We start from the raw sequence: 20241 nt of genomic DNA on the forward strand, positions 1-20241 counted from the left end.
GCAGGGGCAGATGACCAATTCACAGACCTGGGACGACACGCTCAGCGATCTCGAGCGGCGCAGGGCACGCGTGCATGAAATGGGCGGCCCGGAGCGGGTCGCCAGACATCGCGACAAGGGCAAGCTGGACGCGCGAGCCCGGATCGAGCACCTGCTCGACCCGGGCACCTTTCAGGAGTTCGGGACGCTGGTGGGCGGCGAGGTCGCCGCGGACGCGATCGTCACCGGCTCCGGATTGATCGAAGGCTCGCCGGTGATGGTGGGCGCGGAGGATTTCACCACCCTGGCCGGCAGTATCGCCCCGGGTAGCAATTCCAAGCGCTATCGCCTGGCCGAGCTCGCGGTTCGCAACCGGGTTCCGCTGGTGATGTTGCTGGAGGGTGCGGGTTTTCGGCCCAGCGGCGACCACTACGGGCGCACCCCGACCGATCTACTGGCCCAAGCGCGGTGTTCGGGCAAGGTGCCGATGGTGACGGGCGTGCTCGGCGCCTCCGCGGGCCATGGTGCATTGATCGCACCGGTGTCGGATTTCGCGATCATGAGCGCGCACGGCGCGATCTTCACTGCCGGCCCGCCGGTGGTGAAAGTCTCTACCGGCGAGGATATTTCGAAGGAGGACCTCGGCGGCCCGGATGTGGCGCTGCCGAGTGGGTTGATCCACAATCTCGCCGACAGCGACGAGGCGGTGCTGGACGAAATCCGCCGCTACCTGTCCTATTTCCCGCCCAGCGCCTGGTCGTACCCGCCGTCGTCGGCGCTCGACGGGTCGACCGGTCCGCGCCGCACTCCGGAGCTGCTGGAGATCATCTCCCGGGACAATCGGCGGACCTACGATATGCGCACGGTGCTCGATACGGTCTTCGACAGTGCGGACTGGTTCGAAGTGCAGCCGGAGTTCGGGCGAGCGATCATCTGCGCGCTCGCACATCTCGGCGGTCATCCGGTTGCTGTCGTGGCCAATCAGCCGCAGGTGCTGGCCGGCTCCATCGACGCCGATGCCGCGGACAAGGCCGCGCATTTCATCGCGGTTGCCGACGCCTTCCATCTGCCGATCGTCTTCCTCGCGGACAACCCGGGCATGCTGCCCGGCAGTGAATCGGAGCTGGACGGCGTGTTACGCAGTGGTGCACGGATGTTCGTCGCCCAAACCGTGGCGACGACTCTCAAGCTGCATGTGACGCTGCGTAAGGCGTACGGGTTCGGTTCCATGGTCATGTCGCTGATCAGCTTCGACAACCAGGTCGGAACCTTCGCCTATCCCGGCGCGACCATGGGCGCCATGAGTGCCGCGGCATTGAGCAGCGCGTCCAACGCCGAACAGGATCTCGCGGCCTCGCTGCGCGAGATGGAACTGCGGGCGTCCTATCATTCGGCCGAGCATATGGGCTTCGACGAACTCATCAGCCCCGCCGAGACCCGCAATGCTCTCTTGTCGTCGCTGCAGCGAGCGATGTATGCGCGCCAGGCCCCCGCCGAGCCGGTAGCGCGCTCGGTGATCGTGCCCTGACAAAGCCGGAGCGGGCGCGCGGACCTTGCGCGGTCCGATACTGAAAGGTATACAGTAGACATATCTATCAGGCTTGCGGCAGAAGGTTTCGGGCGCATGAAAGGACAGCGATGACCACGCTCGACTACAAAGCGATCGATGTCGACAATCACTACTACGAACCGTTGGACGCGTTCACTCGGCACCTGGACAGAAAGTTTCGCCGGCGCGGCGTGCGGATCGTCCGAGACGGCAAGTATCACACCGCGATCATCGGGGACCGGGTGAACCGTTTCATCCCGAATCCCACCTTCGATCCGATCATCGTGCCAGGCTGCCTGGATCTGATGTTCCGCGGGCAGGTGCCCGAGGGCGTCGATCCGGCGACGCTGATGAAGGTGGAAAGCCTCGAGTTGCGACCGGAGTATCGCGATCGGGATGCGCGGGCGGCGGTGGTCGACAAGCAGGGCATCGAGACGATCGTCATGTTCCCGACCTTCGGCTGCGGCGTCGAGGAGGCCCTCAAGGGCGATGTCGAGGCGACCGTGGCCTCGCTGCACGCCTTCAACCTGTGGCTCGACGAAGATTGGGGGTTCGACCGTTCCGGCCACCGGATCGTCGCGGCGCCGATGATTTCGCTGGCCGACCCGGCGGCGGCGGTGGCAGAGATCGAATTCGTGCTCGGCCGGGGCGCGCGGGTGGTACACATCCGGCCCGCGCCCGTGCCGGGTGCTGCCAAACCACGTTCGCTCGGGGATGGCGCCCACGATCCGGTCTGGGCGCGGCTCGCCGAGGCCGGCGTGCCGGTCGCCTTCCATCTCGGCGACAGCGGCTACCTGAAGATCGCCGCCATGTGGGGCGGTAAGGACACCTTCGAGCCGTTCGGCGGGCCCGGCGACGCATTGGACAAGATCCTCGTCGACGACCGCGCCATCCACGACACCATGGCCTCGCTGATCATCCACGGCGTCTTCGATCGGCACCCCGCCCTGCGGGTCGCCAGCATCGAGAACGGGTCGGATTTCGTGCACCGGCTGAGCAAGCGAATGCGCAAGCTGGCCAACCAATCTCCGAGATCGTTCCCGAACGATCCGGTCGACACGCTGCGCGAGCATGTCTGGGTCGCGCCGTACTACGAGGACGATCTGCTCGAGCTGGCCGAGGTGATCGGGGTCGAGCGCATCCTGTTCGGATCGGACTGGCCGCACGGCGAGGGCTTGGAGGAGCCGGTGTCCTTCACCGAGGAGCTGACCGGATTCGATGCCGCGGATGTTCGAAAGATCATGCGGGACAACGCCTTGGAGTTTCTCGGCGTCCCCGTCGCCGCGGCCGCGCGATAGCCGCGAGAGGACCGCAGCCGATGTGTGCTCGAGCGGTGGGCGACCGTGATCGGGGAGGGCTTCGTTGACCGAATGGAGTATCGGGGCCGTCTTCGACGCGATCGCGTCCGCGGTGCCCGATCGGACGATGACCATCTGCGGGAACCGCCGCCGGAGTTTCGCCGAGGCGGCGGTGCGCACCCGCCGATTCGCGAATTTCCTGGCGCAGCGTGGATTCGGCGCACATATTCCGCGTGCGCGACTGCGGCGCTGGGAATGCGGCCAGGATCGCGTCGCCCTGCTGATGCACAACGCCGAGTATCTCGACGTGATGATCGGCTGCCTGAAGGCGCGCGTCGTACCGGTCAACGTCAACCCGCACTACACGGCGCGCGAGGTGCGCGATCTGCTCGCTCATCTGCGCCCTCGGGGCATCGTGTACCACCGCGGTTTCGGCCCGGTGGTCGCCGAGGCCGCGCCGGTCGGCGTGGAACTGCTGATCTCGGTCGAGGACGGCAGCGGCGCAACCGAACTCGCCGGTGCGGTCACCGCCGAACATGCCATTTCCGAGGGAGCTGCCGGAACGATCATCGACACCTCCCCGGACGATCTGGTGATCCTGTGCACCGGCGGCACCACCGGGCGGCCCAAGGGGGTGCTGTGGCGGCAGGGCGATATGTATGTTTCGTCGATGAACGGCGCCGACCACGAGTCGGCGGGCCCGCTGCACGAGCTCGCGAGGATGACCGGTCACGTCTGGTTCGCGGCCTCCCCGCTGTCGCATGCGGCCGGGATCTGGACTGCCTTCGCCGGCCTGCTGTCCGGGCAGACCATCCTGCTCTACGACGACGCCGAGCGCTTCGACGCGCACCTCGCGCTGGCTATCGCCGAGCGTGAGCGGGCGGCGCTGATGACGATCGTGGGCGACGCGTATGCCGGACCGCTGGTACGTGCCCTGCGGGAACGCTCCTACGACCTGTCGGCGCTGCTCGCCATCGGAACGGGCGGGGCGGCGACCAATCAGGTCTACAAACACGAACTGCTGGAACGGATTCCGCACGCGTACGTCGTCGAAGGATACGGGTCCTCGGAAACCGGAGGCATGGGGTTCGGACGCAGCACCCGCGGCGCCGAGATCGACGCGTTCGCGCCGATGCCCGGCGGCACCGTGGTATCGCGTGATCGGACGAGGTTTCTGGCCCCCGGGGAGACGGAAGTCGGCTGGGCGGCGCGCATCGGCCGGGTGCCGCTGGGCTATCTGGACGACCAGGAGGCCACCGAGCGCACTTTTCCCGAAATCGATGGGGTGCGCGTGGCGATTCCGGGGGATCGGGCCACCCTCGACGGCGACGGAAATCTGCGGTTACTCGGCCGGGATGCGCTGGTCGTCAACACCGGCGGCGAGAAGGTGTTCGTCGAGGAGGTCGAAGCGATCCTGCGCGCCCATCCGGGCATCAGCGATGCGCTGGTAGTGGGCAGGCCGAGCCCGCGCTGGGGCCAGGAGGTGGTCGCGCTGGTGTGCGGCGAGTCCCCCGGCAGCCCCAGCGAGGCACGGTTGCGTGCCGCCTGCAAAACCCGGCTGGCCGGATTCAAGGTTCCGAAGGCGATCGTCTTCGTGAGCGAGATCCGGCGGCTCGGCAACGGTAAGCCCGACTACCGCTGGGCGGCGCGGCAGGTGGGCAACAGCGCCCCGGATGCTCGCGACGACGCCGCGGATATGTCTCGAGAAATTGGAGCGTGACAGATGCGCAGGGTGATCGACGGTCTGGTCAATGTGCACTTCGGCGAGCGTGAGCAGCCGGGCTGGATGTTGCGGGTTCGCGACGATTATTTCAAGGGGCCGGCGTCGCTGTACGCGCAGGTCGAACTCGGCGAATTGCTCGACGAAATGGACGCCCACGGCGTCGAGAAGGCCGTGCTGATGTATTCGATGGCCAGGCCGTCGACGACCGCGCTGAAATTCGCCGAGGAACGTCCGGACCGATTCTCGCTGGCGATCAACGGGGTCGACCTGTTGCATCCGGTCGCCTCCCTGCGCGAACTCGACTCGCTGGTTCGCGACCTTCCGGTGGTGTACACGACGGCGGGCCCGAGCTTCTGGGGCGACGGGCAGTACCCGCCGACCGACGCGGCCTATTACCCGCTGTACTACAAATGCGCGGAAATGAATCTGCCGCTGTGCATGAATACCGGCCTGCCCGGCCCGCCGATTCCGGGCGAGGTACAGAATCCGATCTATCTGGACCGGGTGTGCTACCGCTTCCCGGAACTGCGGCTGTGCATGATTCACGGTGCGGATCCGTGGTGGGACATCGCGATTCGGCTGCTGATGAAGTACGACAACCTGCGCTTGATGACCTCGGCGTGGTCGCCGAAGCGGCTGCCGGAGAGCTTGATTCATTTCATGCGGACCAGAGGTGAGCGGAAGGTGATCTTCGGCTCCGACTGGCCGGTGCTACGCATGCGCCGGGTAGTCCCCGAGGCGCTCGCACTGGAACTGCCGGACGACGTACTCGACAACTACCTCTACCACAACGCCCAGGAATTCTTTTTCGCCGACCGAACCGCCCATGCCGAGGTGCGCCGGAACGAGGAGGCATAGGTATGGACCGCTACGAACTGCGCCGTCAGGATTACAGCCTGTCGCGAGACCAGACCGAACTCCAGTCCGTCTACGCGAAATTCTTCCGCACCCGCAGTCCGCTGGACGTGGTGCGGGCGGCCGAGGCGACGGGATTCGACAAGGATCTGTGGGAACAGCTGTGCGCCACCGGCGCCACCACCATGGCGCTGCCCGAAACCGCCGGCGGCGACGGCGCCACTCTGGTCGATCTCGCGCTCGTGGCCGAGGAACTGGGCCGCGCCATCGCACCGGCGCCATGGATCGATCATGTGGTGGCCAGCAGGTTGCTGGCTCGACTGGACGCGCTGCGGCCGGGTGTCGACCATGCGGCCGATATCGCCGAGGGCCGCCGGATCGCCGCGCTGGACGCGCGTTTGGACGCGACCTCCGGGCCGCGGCTGATTCCATCCGGTGCGGTCGCCGACCACATCGTGGTGCGCGACGGCCAGGACATCGTTGTGCTGGGCTTCGACACCCGGCCGGCGAAGGTCGACAATATCGGGCGATTGCCCATGGCCTGGGTCGATCCGGCGACGGCCGACCGGCGCACCGTCGTGGCCTCCGGCGCGCGGGCGCTCGCCGATTACGAGCTCGCCCTCGACGAATGGCGGATGCTCACCGCGGCCGCGTTGGTCGGCCTGGTGGAGGAAACCCTCACCGTGGCAGTCGAATTCGCCAAGAACCGGTACACGATGGGGGTGCCGATCTCGACGTTGCAGGGTATCTCGCATCCGCTGGCCGATATCGCGATCTTCATCCAGGGCGGGCGCAATCTGGCCCGGCGTGCGGCGTGGTTCCTCGAATACGAGCCCGACGCGCAGCGTGGCCTCGCGGCGGCGGCATTCGTCCATGCCTCCGAAGAAGCGGCCAAGGCCGCGACGATGGCCGTCCATGTGCAGGGCGGTCTGGGCGTGAGCGCCGAATCGGCGTCCTCGGCATACCTGCTGCGCGCGCGGGGCTGGCCGCTGGCCGCCGGGGATCCGGGCGCCAGTGCGGTGCGGGTCGCGGAATTGTTCGCCGCGGCAGCGAAATAGTGACGGCGCCGAATCGGCGACGGCATCCTCCAATAGGCGGCGGCGCAACAGGTTTAGGAGATACCGATGGATTTTTCGCTGGTCGAGCTGTCCGCGCAGGACGCGGCATTCCGCGACCGAGTGCGGACATTTCTCGACACCCATGTCACCGACGAGGTGCGCCGGCGCGATCGCGAGACCGGTGACAACTTCGACGAGGGCGTGCATCTGGCGATGGGAGCCGACGGCTGGCTGCGGGCCGAGCTCGATCCCGGGGCGTTGACGCGGGTGCAGCGGCGGATTTGGGATCTGGAGCGGCGCCGGGCCCAGGTCCCGTGGGTCACCTGGGGGACGACCGTGATCGTCACCGAGTCGGTGCGCGATTTCGGTTCGCCCGAATTGCAGGCGGAAGTGCTGCCGCGGATTGCCACCGGCGAGGTCCGCCTGTGCTTGGGCTACACCGAGCCCGAGGGGGGATCCGATATCGCGATGTGCAAGACGCGGGCCGTGCGTGACGGTGACCACTGGGTGATCAACGGGTCCAAGATGTTCACCACCGGTGCGCACAACTGCCAGTACGTCTTCCTGATCACGAATACCGATCCGGAGGCGCGAAAGCACAAGAGCCTCACCATGTTCCTGGTGCCGCTCGATACTCCGGGGATCGAGATCCAAGGTATCCGGACCGTCGACGGCGACCGCACCAACATCGTGTACTACACCGACGTCCGCATCGACGACAAATATCGGCTCGGCGAGGTGAACAACGGCTGGCAGGTACTCATGCAGCCGCTGGCCCACGAGCACGGGGTGGTGGACGCGGCGTCGGACGGACTCGATGACATCTCGATCCTGACCCACCAGGGCACCATGGCGGCGGCTGCGATGGACCGGGTGACCGCGGTCGCGGCCCGGCCCGGTCCGGATGGGCGCCGGCTGCTCGACGACGGGTCGGTCGCGTATCGGCTCGGCCGCGGCATCGCCCGGATGGAGGCGGGGCTGGCGACGCCGAACATGTTCGGGCGGGTGGCGTTGTCGCAGGCAATCCGTGACGTCGCACCGGATCTGATGGATGTGCTGGGGGCCGCCTCGGCGCTGCCGATCGATGCCGCCGGCGCGGTCGACGAGGGCGGTATGGAATACGTCTATCGATGGGCGCCTCTGCTCGGCATCTACGGCGGCACGCTGGAGGTGTTCCGCAACATGATCGCCCAGCACGTGCTCGGCCTGGGCCGGCCGGACTATTCCCCGCCGAAGGCCCGGGCGAGTTGAGCGGAGCGGACCGGTGTGCAGGGGAGCGAATCCGAATGAAAGGCCCGTCATGAGTACCGATCTCGTTCTCTACGACGCTGCGGAGGGGATCGCCACGATCTCGCTCAACCGTCCCGAGGTACACAACGCGCAGAACATGGCGCTGCTCGACGAACTCGACGCGGCGTGGACCCGGGCGGCCGACGATCCGCAGGTGCGGGTGATCATCGTGCGCGCCAACGGGAAACACTTCTCGGCCGGCCATGACATCGATCCCGGGACCTGGAACGACAGGGACAAGTGGCTGGTCTCGGACATCTACGATGTCGAGGCGCGCCGGTACGTGGGCTACTCGTTGAAATGGCGGAACATTCCCAAGCCGTCGATCGCCGCCGTGCACGGGGTCTGCATCGCCGGCGGCCTGCTGCTGGCGTGGCCGTGTGATCTGATCGTCGCGGCCGACAACGCTCGCTTTTCCGATCCGGTCGTGGCGATGGGTATCGGCGGCGTCGAGTACCACGGCCACACCTGGGAGCTGGGGCCGCGGCTCGCCAAGGAGATCCTGTTCACCGGCCGGGCGGTGCACGCCGAGGAGGCACGGCAGATCGGCATGGTCAACAAGGTCGTCGCTCGCGACGAACTCGATTCCGCGACAAGGGAACTCGCACTGCAGATCGCCGCGAAACACCCGTTCGCGCTGCGCGCGGCCAAGCGTGCGGTCAACCAGACCCTCGACATCCAGGGCTTCACCACCGCGGTGCAGTCGGTCTTCGACATCCACCAGCTCGGCCACGCCCACGCCATCTCCGAAACCGGTCAGCCCGTGATGATTGCGCTGGATGGAATGAAAAAGCAAGTCTCCGAACAGAAGCGATGATCGGACCAGTACGGCGCGAGGAGGTTGCGTGGCCGACGCGTCAACACGTCCGCTGCCGTCGACGACACCGGAGACCGAGTTCTTCTGGACCTCCGGCGCGGACGGCCGCTTGCGGATACGCGAATGTCTGTCCTGTTCGGCGTTGATCCATCCACCGCAGCCCGTCTGCCGGTACTGCCGGGGTGAGCGGATGGGGGTGCGGGTGGTGTCGGGATACGCCACCCTCATCGGCTTCACCGTCAACCATCGCTTCGGCCTGCCCGGCCTGCCCGCGCCCTATGCGGTCGCGCAGGTGGCCCTCGAAGAGGACCCGCGGGTCCGGCTGACCACCAATACCGTGGGCTGTGAGCCCGAGCAACTGGAGCTCGGACAGCGTATGGAAGTGGTCTTCGAACAGGCTGGGCACGTGTGGCTCCCGCTGTTCCGTCCGGCCGCCGAGCCGGACGGATCGGCGAAACCGCTTGTGCCGCTGCCGGTCGACGAGATCGAGCCTGCGCAAATGCGTCGGCGAGTCCGGCCCATGGCCACCAGCGACAAGTTCGAGGACAAGGTCGCGCTCACCGGGATCGGGATGTCCCGGCTCGGCCGCCGGCTGATGGCCGATCCGCTGGCGCTGACCGTCGAGGCGTGCCGTGCGGCGGTCGAGGATGCCGGTCTACGGTTGGCGGACATCGACGGCCTGTCCACCTACCCGGGCTCCGGAGCGCTCGGCCCGTTCACCGAAGGTGGTGTCACCGCGGTCGAATCGGCGTTGGGAATCCGGCCGACCTGGTACAACGGCGGCGGTGAGACCTTCGGGCCGGGGGGGTTCGGTGATCGCCGGCATGCTGGCCGTGGCCGCCGGTCTCGCCCGGCACGTGCTGTGTTTTCGTACCGTGTGGGAGTCCACCTACGCGGAATTGGTACGCGCCGGGCGGATTTCGCCGTCGGGTGGGATCGTGGACAGCTGGCTCACACCCTTCGGCGCGGTGTCGGCGGCGCATGTTCTCGCGCAGACCGCGCAGCGGCACTTCCACACCTACGGCACCGACCGCGAGACGCTCGGATGGGTCGCGTTGAATCAGCGCGCCAATGCCGCGCTGAACCCGACGGCGATCTATCGGAGTCCGCTCACGATGGACGACTATCTGTCGGCGCGCACCATCACCACGCCGTTCGGTCTCTACGACTGCGATGTGCCGTGCGACGGATCGGTCGCGGTGATCGTATCGGCCCGCGAGGCCGCGGCGGATCTGGCGCGGCCGCCGGTTCTGGTGGAGGCGGTGGGTACGCAGATCATCGAACGCCTGGAATGGGATCAGAGCACACTCACCCACGAACCACAGGTACTCGGACAGGCCGCACATCTGTGGACCCGGACCGACCTGCGCCCCGGCGATGTCGATGTGGCCGAACTCTACGACGGCTTCACCTTCAACTGCCTGTCGTGGATCGAGGCGCTCGGGTTCTGCGGGATCGGGGAAGCCAAGGACTTTCTCGATCGGGGTGCGAACATCGCCCGTGACGGAATCCTGCCGCTCAACACGCACGGCGGGCAGTTGTCGCACGGGCGCACGCACGGTATGGGCCTGGTGCACGAGGCCGTCACGCAATTGCGCGGTGCCGCCGGCCCGCGCCAGGTCGCCGATGCCCGCGTCGCGGTCGTCACCAGCGGCGGTCTGACGCCCAGCGGTGTCCTGTTGCTGCGAGCGGACCGGTGACCGCCCGGATCGCAGCGGCGCGGCCCGAACTCGTCGGCGGCGGGACGATCGGCGTTCGCCGAAGCGCATGAGCCGGGCGGAGAGCCGATGCGGCGCGGGGGTCGCGCCGCCCTCTGTTGTATATTACTGTAATACTATCAGTAGCGATTCGAAGTGTCCTGGGACGGGACTGGAGGTGTGATGTGAAGGTTCCCTTCACCTGGAAGGTCACCGGGTGGTTCATGGTGGGATGGTCGGCCGAATTTCCCCGGGGCGAGACCAAGCCGCTGCGGTATTTCGGTGCAGACCTGGTGGCCTACCGCGACGAATCCGGTGAACTGCATATCTTGACCGGTCACTGCCGGCACCTGGGCGCGCATCTCGGCCACGGCGGCAAGGTGGTCGGTGACTGTGTGCAATGCCCGTTCCACGGCTGGCGGTGGGGACCAGACGGGCGTAACCGGCATATCCCGGGCGAGAACCGCGTCAACCGCGGCTTGCGGCTGCGGGTGTACCCGGTCAACGAACAGAACGGCTGCGTATTCATGTGGCACCACCCGGAGGGGAGGGAGCCGAAGTGGGAGATGCCCGATATCTTCGGCCTGTTCCCCGACGTCGGCACCGCTCCATCGGGGTATTACCGTCCGTATCCGGAATTCTCCCGCAAGACCGGACGTGAGCCGGTCCACCCGCAGGTTGTGCTCGAAAACGGCCCGGACAGTTTGCATTTCGAATATGTGCACGGTGCCACCGTCACTCCGCGGATGCTGGACTGGAGCGAGGACGGGCACACTTGGTCGTTTCTCACCGGCTGGCCGGATGCGCGAAGTGACGATCCGGACAGGATGGCCCTGAAGATCCACGCGCAGATGTTCGGTCTCGGTGGTTCCATCAGCGCATTCGAAGGGTCGTCGAAACATCGGTTGATCTTCTGCACCACACCGGTCGACGACGAGTGCTCGGATCTGTTCTACTCGATCTGGTGGCCGCGCAATCCCGGCGACGACTCCGATGTCCCCCCGCCGGAGGTGCGCGAGCGGGTCGAGAAGCAGTTCCTGATCACCGTCTGGGAAGACCTGAGCATCTGGCGGTACCAGAAATATGTCGAACACCCGCCGCTGTCGCCCAAGGATGCCAAACCGTATCTGTCCCTGCGCAAATGGGCGACGCAATTCTACGACGTCCCCCCTGCCGACCTGGTGAGCGACCGCACGTGAGCGAATCCCGAACCTGGCGGATCTGCTCGCACCGCCGCCGACGTGATCGGCGCCCGGCAGCGGTAAGCGTGTCGGCGTCGGTCCGTCGCTGCCGGGCGGTCCGGCGAATTCCGCTACGTCTCGGTCGATTCGACGACGGCGGTCTCGAGTGGCGAACCGGTCGTCCGCGGCGGTGCTGCGAGCTGTTCGATCATGGCTGATGCGGGCGAGCCGCGGGGCCATCCCCGATCCCGATCGTGAGGGTGGATCCCGGCTGTCAGTCGCTGGAGGGCAGGGCCTTGGCCCGCTTGACCTGCAACGGGGTGTCGTCGATGGTGAGCGTGCCCGCCCCGGCCCTGGTCACCAGAAGCTCGGCGCCGGATTCGTCGGTGTAGCGCTTCCCCAGGGCAGAGCCGTTCGCGAAGCGGGGGTCCGGACCCGCTCCGGCCTCTTCGGCGTCGCCGACGGGGACCATCGGGGCGCCACCGCAGCGTAGGCGCGTGAGCGTATCGCTCACGCGAATGACGATGACCTGGGTTTCGCAGACCTGGCTCTCCAGGCGGGCTCCGGGGTTGATCACGATACTTCCTCCATTGCCGTTGCCGATGGGCTGAAATACTCGATCGGATTGCGGTGTGACACTTTTCCCGTACTCGCGGACGGTGTCCGGATCCGGGGAATGTCGGGGGTAGCTCGCGCAGGATGCGACCGTCCGCCCGGGCTACGGGAGGCGGGCCGGCGCGCGCGGCCGCGACCGGGTCATGCCGCGGAGTCCGGTCAACTGGCGGTGTGCGCGGTGGCCGCCTGAATCTGCGACTGGAAGGCTCGCAGCTTCTCCTGCGCGGAGGTGGACTTGTGGCTGCGGGCCTGGATGCTCACGTCGTGGCCGGCAGCGGCCGCGCGGAGGGCGCCCACGGTCGCCTTCTCCCGCGGTACGTCGGCGAACGGATCGAAGGAGTACCACCGCATGGCGTTGCGGTGGGTCATCTTGTCGATCTCGTCGTCGGGCACCTGCTCCGCCTGCAGCACCTCGTGCAGCACCTCGGGGGCGTCGGGCCACATCGAGTCGCTGTGCGGATAGTCCATTTCCCACGAGATGTTGTCCACGCCGATCTCGTGACGCAACCGGACCCCGATCGGATCGCTGATGAAACAGGTCAGGAAGTGATCCCGGAACACCTGCGAGGGCAGTTTGCCGCCGAAGTCCTGCATCGTCCACGTCGAATGCATCTCGAAGGTGCGGTCGACCCGTTCGAGGAAGTACGGAATCCATCCGGTGCCGCCCTCGGACAGGGCGATCTTCAGATCCGGATAGTCCTTGACCGGTTTCGACCACAACAGGTCCGCGGCAGCCTGCACGATATTGAGTGGCTGCAGTGTGATCATCACATCCGGCGGCGAATCCACGGCCGGAATGGAAAGCCGGCCGGAGGATCCGATGTGCACGCTGAGTACGGTGTCGGTGTCCACCAGCGCTTTCCACAGCGGATTCCAGTACTCGTCGTGGAAGCTCGGATAGCCCAGGGCGGCTGGGTTTTCCGAGAACGTCAGTGAATGCACACCCTTGTCGGCGACGCGGCGCACTTCGGCGGCACAGGCCTCGGCGTCCCAGATCACCGGCAGTGCCATCGGGATGAATCGGCCCGGGTATGCGCCGCACCACTCCTCGATATGCCAGTCGTTGTAGGCGCGCACCAGCGCCAGCGAGAAGTCCGGATCCTCGGTAGCGAACAGGCGCGCCGCGAAGCCGGGGAACGATGGGAAGTTCATCGAGGCGAGAATGCCGCCGGCATTCATGTCCTTGACGCGTTCGTCGACGTCGTAACAGCCGGGGCGGATCTCGTCGAGCCCCTCCGGTTCGAGACCGTACTCGTTCTTGGGCCGGCCCGCGACGGCGTTGAGTGCCACGTTCGGCACGACTACCTCATGGAACTTCCACACGTCGGCCCCGTCGTCGGTGTGGATCAGCCGCGGGGCGTCCGCAGCGTACTTCTCGGGTAGATGGTTCGTGAACATGTCCGGCGGTTCGATGATGTGGTCATCGACGCTGATCAGGATCATGTCGTTCGCGTCCACGATCACGCTCCTTCGGTGAAGGTTACAGTATGGCTTACAATATAGCCTGTCGCGGCCGGGTCCGGGATCTTGCGGGGGAACGGAATCGGCGCGTTCAGAGGACGGCGCCCGCATCCTTCGCGGCGATGATGTCGTCCCATTCCAGTCCGAGTTCGAGCAGGATCGCCTCGGTGTGCTCGCCGTGTTCGGGGGAGCGGCTCGGCGGCGCCGGGGTCTCGTCGAATTGCACCGGGGCGCTGACGGTTCGGTATGTCCTGCCGGTCTCGTCGGTCACGCTCATCAGGTAGCCGTTCGCGGTGACCTGCGGATCGTCGAGCACCTCTCGCGGGCTGGCCAGCACCGACCACACGCCCGGCTCGTCGGCCAGTATCTTCTTCCACTGCTCCAGATCGCGCTCGGCGAAGCTCTTGCGCAGTTCGGCGGTGGCGGCCTCCTGGTTGGCAACCAGATTGGCCAGCGGGGTGAAGCGCTGGTCGGTGCCCAGGTCGGGGCGGCCGATACGTTCACAGAAACCGCGCCAGTATCGGTCGGTCTGCAGGAACATCAGCTGGATCCATCGGCCGTCGCGGGTCCGGTAACGGTTGACCGCGGGATTGAGTGCGGTCCCGGCGGGGCCGGCGGGCAGGCGGTCGATGTCGTAGTAGTCGGCGGCCGCCAGATCGGGCGCGATGGCCCACATGCCTTGTGCCAGTAGCGAACTGTCCACGATCGGAGGGTGGCCGGTGCGCTCGCGGTGGAACAGGGCGGCCGCGATGCCGCCGGCGAGGGTGATGCCCCCCTGCAGGTCGCCGAACGCGGGGCCCTGGGTCACCGGATATTCGATATCGGTCGGTGACAGCGCGTAGGCGACACCCGCGCGGGCCATATAGGCGGACGCGTCGAATCCGCCTCGATCCTTGTCCGGTCCCCGGCTGCCCTGACCGCTGCCCCGGGCGATGATGAGGTCCGGGTTGTATTCGCGCAGCTTCTCGACGGTGAGACCGGCGCGCTCGAGCGTGCCGGGAAGCCAGTTCGTCAGGAAGACGTCCGCACTCGCCAGCAGCTTGCCGAGAATTTCGCGGCCGCGCTCGGTTTTGATATCGATCCCGATGCTGCGCTTGCCGTGATTGCCCAGCTCCATCATGAAATTGGCGCGCACCGGCGAACTCGCCGGGTCCAGGCCGCCGACCACCAGGTAGCGGCACGGATCCCCGCCCCTGGTGTCTTCGACCTCGATGACATCCGCGCCCCAGTCCGCCAATGCGGCGCCGCCGCAGGGCACATAGGTCCAGGACGCCAGTTCGACTATCCGGATGCCGTTGAGCAGGCCCGACATAGCTGCTCCCTTCTGCTTGTCGCACGGGTGTCTTGAAGTACTATACGGTAAACGTTACAGTTACTCATCCAGGATGGCTGGCGGGGTACCGGTCGGACAGCATCGTCCGACGGGAATCGAAGGACCTTCCCGCCACGGTCCGCACGCCGTGGCGCGCTGTGCGGCGGATCCGAATGTCGTGTCGGTGATCAGGAGAAGATGTGGGCGAGACCATCGGAGCGATCCCGGCTACCAGCCTGGAAGCGGGGCGCCGTGCGGCCGAGCGCGCCGAATTCCGCATGCTCGTCGACGGCGAATTGTCGCCGGCTGCCGACGGTGCGGCATTCGACAATTTCAGCCCGGCCACCGGCGCGCTGCTCGGCACCACCGCGGCCGCGGGAGCCGCGGACATGCTCCGCGCGATCGCGGCGGCCCGCCGGGCCTTCGACGAGACGGGGTGGTCGACCGACCGCGCCTTGCGGCGACGCTGCCTGGGCCAGTTGCAGCGCGGACTGGAAGCCGAAAGGCAGGAGTTCGCAACCGAACTCGTCGCCGAAGCCGGGTGTCCGGCCATGACGCTGAGCACCGCGCAATTGGACTGGCCACTGGCGGAAGCGCTGCGATACCCGGCGGGTCTGATCGATGACTTCGCTTGGGAGCGAACCCTCGACGGTGGCGGTCTGTTCGGCGACCGCAACGTTCGGACCGTGGTACAGGAGCCGGTCGGCGTGGTCGCGGCCATCACCCCGTCGAACTTTCCGGTCGAGGTCATCCTCAACAAATTGGGCCCGGCGCTGGCGGCGGGCAATACCGTGGTGCTCAAACCGGATCCGAACACGCCGTGGAATGCGACCCGGATCGGCCGGATCATCGCCGAGAAGACCGATATCCCCGCGGGTGTGGTCGATATCGTGCCCACGCCGTCCAACCAGGTGGCCGCGCTTTTGGCCACCGATCCGCGAGTCGACATGGTTTCCTTCACCGGTTCGACATCGGTCGGGCGCACACTGATGCGGCTGGGTGCGGACACGATGAAGCGCACCTTCCTCGAGCTGGGCGGCAAGTCGGCCTTGGTCGTCCTCGACGACGCCGACCCGGCGGTGGCGCTGCGCAGTGCTGTCGGCGCCTGCGTCCATGCCGGGCAGGCATGCGCCGCGACGACCCGGATGTTGGTGCCCCGCTCCGGATTCGAGGAGATGGTGGCCGCTGTGGCGGCCGCGTTCGCCGCGGTGCCGGTCGGTGATCCAGCCCGCCCCGACACGGTGGTCGGGCCGGTGATCAGTGCGGCACAACGCAATCGAGTCCTGGACGCGTGCACGCGAGCGACGGTGGACGGTGCCCGGCTGATCATCGGCGGCGGCCCCGTGGACTCGCTACCGCCGGAACTGGCCGGTGGCCATTATGTCGAGCCAACAGTATTCACCTGCGACAACCCCGGTCTGCCGATCGCCCAGGAGGAGATTTTCGGACCGGTACTGGTGATGATCCCGTTCGCCGATGACGAGGACGCGATACGCGTCGCGAACAACAGCGCGTACGGCCTGGCCGGCGCGGTGCTCTCGGGCTCGACCGAACGAGCGATGGCCGTCGCACGCCGTATCCGGACCGGGGCGCTGGGAGTCAACGGCGGCATGTTCTACGGCGCCGACGCACCGTTCGGCGGCTACAAGAACAGCGGCGTCGGCCGGCAGTGCGGCCTCGAAGGTTTCCAGCAGTACCTGGAGACCAAAACCATCGGCCGGCGCGTGCCGCGGCAGCGCTGAACTACGAAAGGCTCTCATCCATGGGAAATTCGACCGGGCGGCTCATCGCGACCAGCGGGCGGCCGCGCTCCCTGGACCGGTCTTGTTATTGCCTATACAGTAATCACTACTGTATGTCGTATAACCGTCAGGATCGTTGTCCTCCGGCAATGTGATCCGAGATTTCAGAGGTTGATGGATATGGCCGAAGCCGTCATTGTCGGTGCGGTTCGAACCGCGATCGGGCGATCGTTCAAAGGGGCCCTCGCCAATGTGTCCTCGGAAACGCTGGCTACCACCATCGTGCCGGAGGCGGTACGCCGCGCCGGGATCGATCCAGCGGTCGTGGACGATGTGATTCTCGCCGAATTGAATTACGGCGGCGGCGATCTCGCCCGCTACGCCGCGGTGGCCAGTGGTATGGCAACAGTTCCCGGGCAGGCCGTGAACCGGCACTGCACGGGTAGCCTCACCGCCATCGCCAATGGCGCCGCGCACATCGTCGCCGGTATGGAACGGGTGATCGTGGCGGGCGGAGTGCAGTCGCTGTCCACCGCGCCGCTGATGAAGTGGCGGGTGCCGGACAAGGCGGAGATCGAGTTCGTCGAGCCGTGGATGCCGCCATCGCATCCGGAGACGCCCGACGCGCCCATACTCGATATGGCGATCACCGTCGGCTGGAACACGGCGCGCAAGGCGGGCATCAGCCGCGCCGAGATGGATGCCTGGGCGCTGCGGTCGCATCAGCGCGCGACCGAGGCCATCGACGCCGGCAAGTTCGTCGACGAGATCGTGCCGCTGAAGGTGCCGCAGCGCGACGGGTCCGTGGTCGACTTCGCGGTCGACGAATTCCCGCGCCGGGACACAACTTTGGAGCGCCTGGCGTCGTTGCCGGTGTTGCACCCCGAGATCGAGGGTTTCTCCATCACCGCGGGCAACAGCAGCGGCATCAACGACGCCGCCGCCGCGGTCACCGTGGTCGGCGAGGACTTCGCGGCCGCGGAGGGGCTCGAAGTGATGGGCAAGGTGCGGGCCTGGGCCAATGCCGCGATGACTCCGGCCGACAACGGGCTGGCCGCTGGGAAGGTGATCGGCAAGGTTCTCGACCGCGCCGGTCTGAAAGCCTCCGATGTGGCGCTGTGGGAGATCAACGAGGCCTTCGCCTCGGTGCCGATCGCGGCCTGCCGTGAACACGGCCTAGACGAGGAGCTGGTCAACTTCTCCGGTAGTGGATGCAGTCTCGGACACCCGATCTCGGCCTCCGGGGCGCGAATGGTGACCACGTTGCTGTACGAGCTGCGGCGCCGCGGTGGCGGCATCGGGGTCGCGGCGATGTGCGCCGGCGGCGGCCAGGGTGGCGCCCTGGTGATCGAGGTCTGAGGGGCCGTTCCGCCCCCGGCCGGATAATCATGAAATGAGGAGGCACAGTGTCGTTCGAAGGTGAAGTCGTACTGGTTACCGGTGGTGCCGGCGGATTGGGCGCGGCTGCCGTGCGCCGGTTGCACGGTGCGGGAGCCGCCGTCGTCATTGCCGATGTCAACGACGAGAAGGGCAAGGCGCTGGCCGACGAGCTCGGTGACAAGGCGACCTACGTCCGCACCGACGTGCTCGACGAGGATGCCGTTCACTGGGCGCTGGCGGTGGCGGACGATCTCGGTACGCTGCGGTATTCGGTCATCGCACACGGTGGTTTCGGCGTACTGGAGAAGGTCGTCAACCGGGACGGCTCTCCGCACACGTTCAAGGGGTTCACCGACACGATCGCGCTGTATCTCAGCGGCACCTACAACGTGCTCCGCCTGGCAGCCGCGAAGATCGCGAAACAGGCCCCGAAGGACAGCGGTGAGCGTGGCGCCATCGTGATGACCAGTTCCATCGCCGGCTACGAAGGCCAGATCGGGCAGTCCGCCTACGCTGCGGCCAAGGGCGGGGTGATCGGCCTGACGCTGGCAGGTGCGCGCGATCTGAGCGCGGTGGGTATCCGGCTCAACAGCATCGCGCCGGGAACCATGCGCACCCCCATCATGGAGTTCCTCGGCGAGGACAAGCTCGCGAATTTCGCTGCCTCGGTGCCGTTTCCGAAGCGTTTGGGCGCGCCCGACGAATACGCCTCGCTGGCACAGCACCTGCTGGAGAACCCGTACATCAACGGTGAGGTCGTCCGCATCGACGGCGCGCAGCGCTTCCAGCCGAAGTGAGTGACCTGCGGTAGGCGTGCGATCCGCGGTGGCAAGCAGCGACAGTGCCGGAACCTACCGGTTGGCGATGGCACCGGTTCGCTCCCGAATCACGAGGCGCCCCGAACAACGTTGTCCGGGGCGCCATTTCGTGGTGATGCCACGGCCGTCACCCTCGGCGGGGCCGCCGGAATGCCCGGGGTGATACTGCGGTCGCGGCGATGGCGACACCGAGGGACTCCGCCGCCCGCCCAGCCTGTGATACCGACATCCGTGGCATGCGGGGTCCGCTCTCGAGGTGCTTTCGTGCGTATCGTCACTCGCGCGGCGTAGCCCGGATCTTGATGACCTCCATCGTCGACCAACTTTCCGCGGGCTGCGGCCCGCCGGCCTCGCGCATGGTTCCGTGCATCCAGGCGATGCCCATCGAGACGCCGGCGGAGGCGGCATTGTGTGTGGCGTCGAAGTCGAAGATGTGACCGCCGAACTCCAGGCGGGCGCGGACAGGTTGTCGCACACCGCCTTTCGAATCCCACTCGACCTTCGAACGAACATCGTCGTTGACGGCTGTCACGGGTGCCTCACCCTGTCGGCGGAAGGTCGCCGTGGCGTAATTACCGGTGCCCAGCATGGCGTTGCCGGTTTCCCAGCGGCCGTCGTCGAGTTTGGAGCCCCAGACGAACCAGTAGTGTTCGAGCTCGGCGATCTTGGAAACCTGGGCACTCATACCAGGGAGGCAGTACATCCGGTCCAGGCCGCCGTATCCGCCGATGACGGGTGAGCCTTCGATACTGCCGGAGACCGCGCAACCGGAGCTGGTGTAGCCGACGTCGTCGGGAAGGCCGGGTACGTAGATCGACGTGACATTCATCGGGAGCGGGGTCAGAACGACGTCCACGCTGTCCTCGTGTTCCTTCCAGCGGTACTCCTGCGGGCCGAGCGAGATCCGGATGGGGTGCTTGGCGCGCATGTCCATATTGGCCGGAAACACCGTCTGGTTGCCCTTGCGCTCGATCCAGAAGATGGGGCCCCAGTAGAGGTCGTTTTCACCCGGGAAGCGGACGTTCGTCGGATGATCCCACAGGTCCGCCGAACACTCGTGCACCGTGAAATCGTATGTCGCACTGGCCGAGAGGGTGCGGATCAGCTCGTAGCGCTTGCCATCGGCAGTGTCGGCCATGGCCCATAGGAACAACAGGTCGTTGTGCAATCCGGGAAACTGTTTGTCCCCGGTGGAATGGTCCTGCACGGAAGCATCGGACAAAGTGACGTACGGAACGATGTTGACTTGGGACATGTCGAATTTCGTCATCGGGCCTCTCTACTGTGCGCAGCCGAACGGAGGTCGTGGTGGTGTGCCGCTGCGGCGGGCTCATCGGTTCGGTAATCGAGCAGGCCGCGCGGGGTAATGACACTCACAGAATATAGTACAGTAAGTACTACAGTATATCCCTTGAGCTGCCGGTCGATGGTTGGGTCATGACAGCCGATTCGCCGTGTTCGGGCTC

Annotated in this window: 15 protein-coding genes and 1 pseudogene; 12 read left to right on the top strand and 4 right to left on the bottom strand. The window is 66.6% G+C overall.

What is annotated here, in order from left to right; translation table 11 throughout:
- Window positions 1-10 precede the first annotated feature (10 nt).
- The 9 genes and pseudogenes from NV1_RS34905 to NV1_RS34945 all read left to right on the top strand — a co-directional run bounded on the left by NV1_RS34905 (window position 11) and on the right by NV1_RS34945 (window position 11465).
- The gene (locus tag NV1_RS34905; RefSeq protein ID WP_067901575.1) at window positions 11-1507 is read left to right on the top strand and encodes an acyl-CoA carboxylase subunit beta; all 1497 of its coding nucleotides are present in this window, start codon (window positions 11-13) and stop codon (window positions 1505-1507) included.
- 110 nt (window positions 1508-1617) lie between these two features.
- A complete protein-coding gene (locus tag NV1_RS34910; RefSeq protein WP_067901576.1) occupies window positions 1618-2826 on the top strand; it encodes an amidohydrolase family protein in 1209 nt (402 codons plus the stop codon).
- Window positions 2827-2890: 64 nt separating this feature from the next.
- Window positions 2891-4546: an AMP-binding protein gene (locus tag NV1_RS34915; RefSeq protein WP_067901579.1), complete on the top strand. Its 1656-nt coding sequence runs from the start codon at window positions 2891-2893 to the stop codon at window positions 4544-4546.
- A gap of 3 nt (window positions 4547-4549) precedes the next feature.
- A complete protein-coding gene (locus NV1_RS34920) occupies window positions 4550-5407 on the top strand; it encodes an amidohydrolase family protein (RefSeq protein WP_067901582.1) in 858 nt (285 codons plus the stop codon).
- A gap of 2 nt (window positions 5408-5409) precedes the next feature.
- Window positions 5410-6462, top strand: coding sequence for an acyl-CoA dehydrogenase family protein (locus tag NV1_RS34925; RefSeq protein ID WP_067901585.1), 1053 nt, complete (start codon window positions 5410-5412; stop codon window positions 6460-6462).
- 66 nt (window positions 6463-6528) lie between these two features.
- Window positions 6529-7713 (top strand): acyl-CoA dehydrogenase family protein, encoded by a 1185-nt coding sequence (locus NV1_RS34930; protein ID WP_067901588.1) that lies wholly within the window; start codon window positions 6529-6531, stop codon window positions 7711-7713.
- A gap of 49 nt (window positions 7714-7762) precedes the next feature.
- A complete protein-coding gene (locus NV1_RS34935; protein WP_067901590.1) occupies window positions 7763-8569 on the top strand; it encodes an enoyl-CoA hydratase in 807 nt (268 codons plus the stop codon).
- A 28-nt stretch (window positions 8570-8597) separates the two neighbouring features.
- Window positions 8598-10269: pseudogene (locus tag NV1_RS34940) on the top strand (thiolase C-terminal domain-containing protein).
- Between the two features lie 182 nt (window positions 10270-10451).
- Complete coding sequence (locus NV1_RS34945) at window positions 10452-11465, top strand: aromatic ring-hydroxylating oxygenase subunit alpha (RefSeq protein WP_067901593.1); 1014 nt, start codon at window positions 10452-10454, stop codon at window positions 11463-11465.
- A 256-nt stretch (window positions 11466-11721) separates the two neighbouring features.
- Here the strand turns inward: NV1_RS34945 and NV1_RS34950 are convergent, their stop codons facing one another.
- From NV1_RS34950 to NV1_RS34960, 3 genes are all read right to left on the bottom strand, one after another.
- Complete coding sequence (locus tag NV1_RS34950) at window positions 11722-12024, bottom strand: hypothetical protein (RefSeq protein WP_067901596.1); 303 nt, start codon at window positions 12022-12024, stop codon at window positions 11722-11724.
- Window positions 12025-12221: 197 nt separating this feature from the next.
- Window positions 12222-13520: an amidohydrolase family protein gene (locus NV1_RS34955; RefSeq protein WP_157117562.1), complete on the bottom strand. Its 1299-nt coding sequence runs from the start codon at window positions 13518-13520 to the stop codon at window positions 12222-12224.
- Window positions 13521-13614: 94 nt separating this feature from the next.
- A complete protein-coding gene (locus NV1_RS34960; RefSeq protein WP_067901599.1) occupies window positions 13615-14835 on the bottom strand; it encodes a CaiB/BaiF CoA transferase family protein in 1221 nt (406 codons plus the stop codon).
- 278 nt (window positions 14836-15113) lie between these two features.
- Here NV1_RS34960 and NV1_RS34965 point away from each other — a divergent pair, with 278 nt between their 5' ends.
- The 3 genes from NV1_RS34965 to NV1_RS34975 all read left to right on the top strand — a co-directional run bounded on the left by NV1_RS34965 (window position 15114) and on the right by NV1_RS34975 (window position 18754).
- Entirely contained in the window at window positions 15114-16577 is a 1464-nt protein-coding gene (locus tag NV1_RS34965; protein WP_157117565.1) for an aldehyde dehydrogenase family protein, read from the top strand.
- Window positions 16578-16757: 180 nt separating this feature from the next.
- Complete coding sequence (locus tag NV1_RS34970; protein ID WP_067901653.1) at window positions 16758-17936, top strand: thiolase family protein; 1179 nt, start codon at window positions 16758-16760, stop codon at window positions 17934-17936.
- A 47-nt stretch (window positions 17937-17983) separates the two neighbouring features.
- Complete coding sequence (locus NV1_RS34975) at window positions 17984-18754, top strand: SDR family NAD(P)-dependent oxidoreductase (RefSeq protein WP_067901604.1); 771 nt, start codon at window positions 17984-17986, stop codon at window positions 18752-18754.
- Between the two features lie 295 nt (window positions 18755-19049).
- Here the strand turns inward: NV1_RS34975 and NV1_RS34980 are convergent, their stop codons facing one another.
- A complete protein-coding gene (locus tag NV1_RS34980) occupies window positions 19050-20045 on the bottom strand; it encodes a hypothetical protein (RefSeq protein WP_067901607.1) in 996 nt (331 codons plus the stop codon).
- Window positions 20046-20241 lie beyond the last annotated feature (196 nt).

It is taken from the genome of Nocardia vaccinii NBRC 15922, from assembly GCF_001613305.1.
GTDB classification, from domain to species: Bacteria; Actinomycetota; Actinomycetes; order Mycobacteriales; family Mycobacteriaceae; genus Nocardia; species Nocardia vaccinii.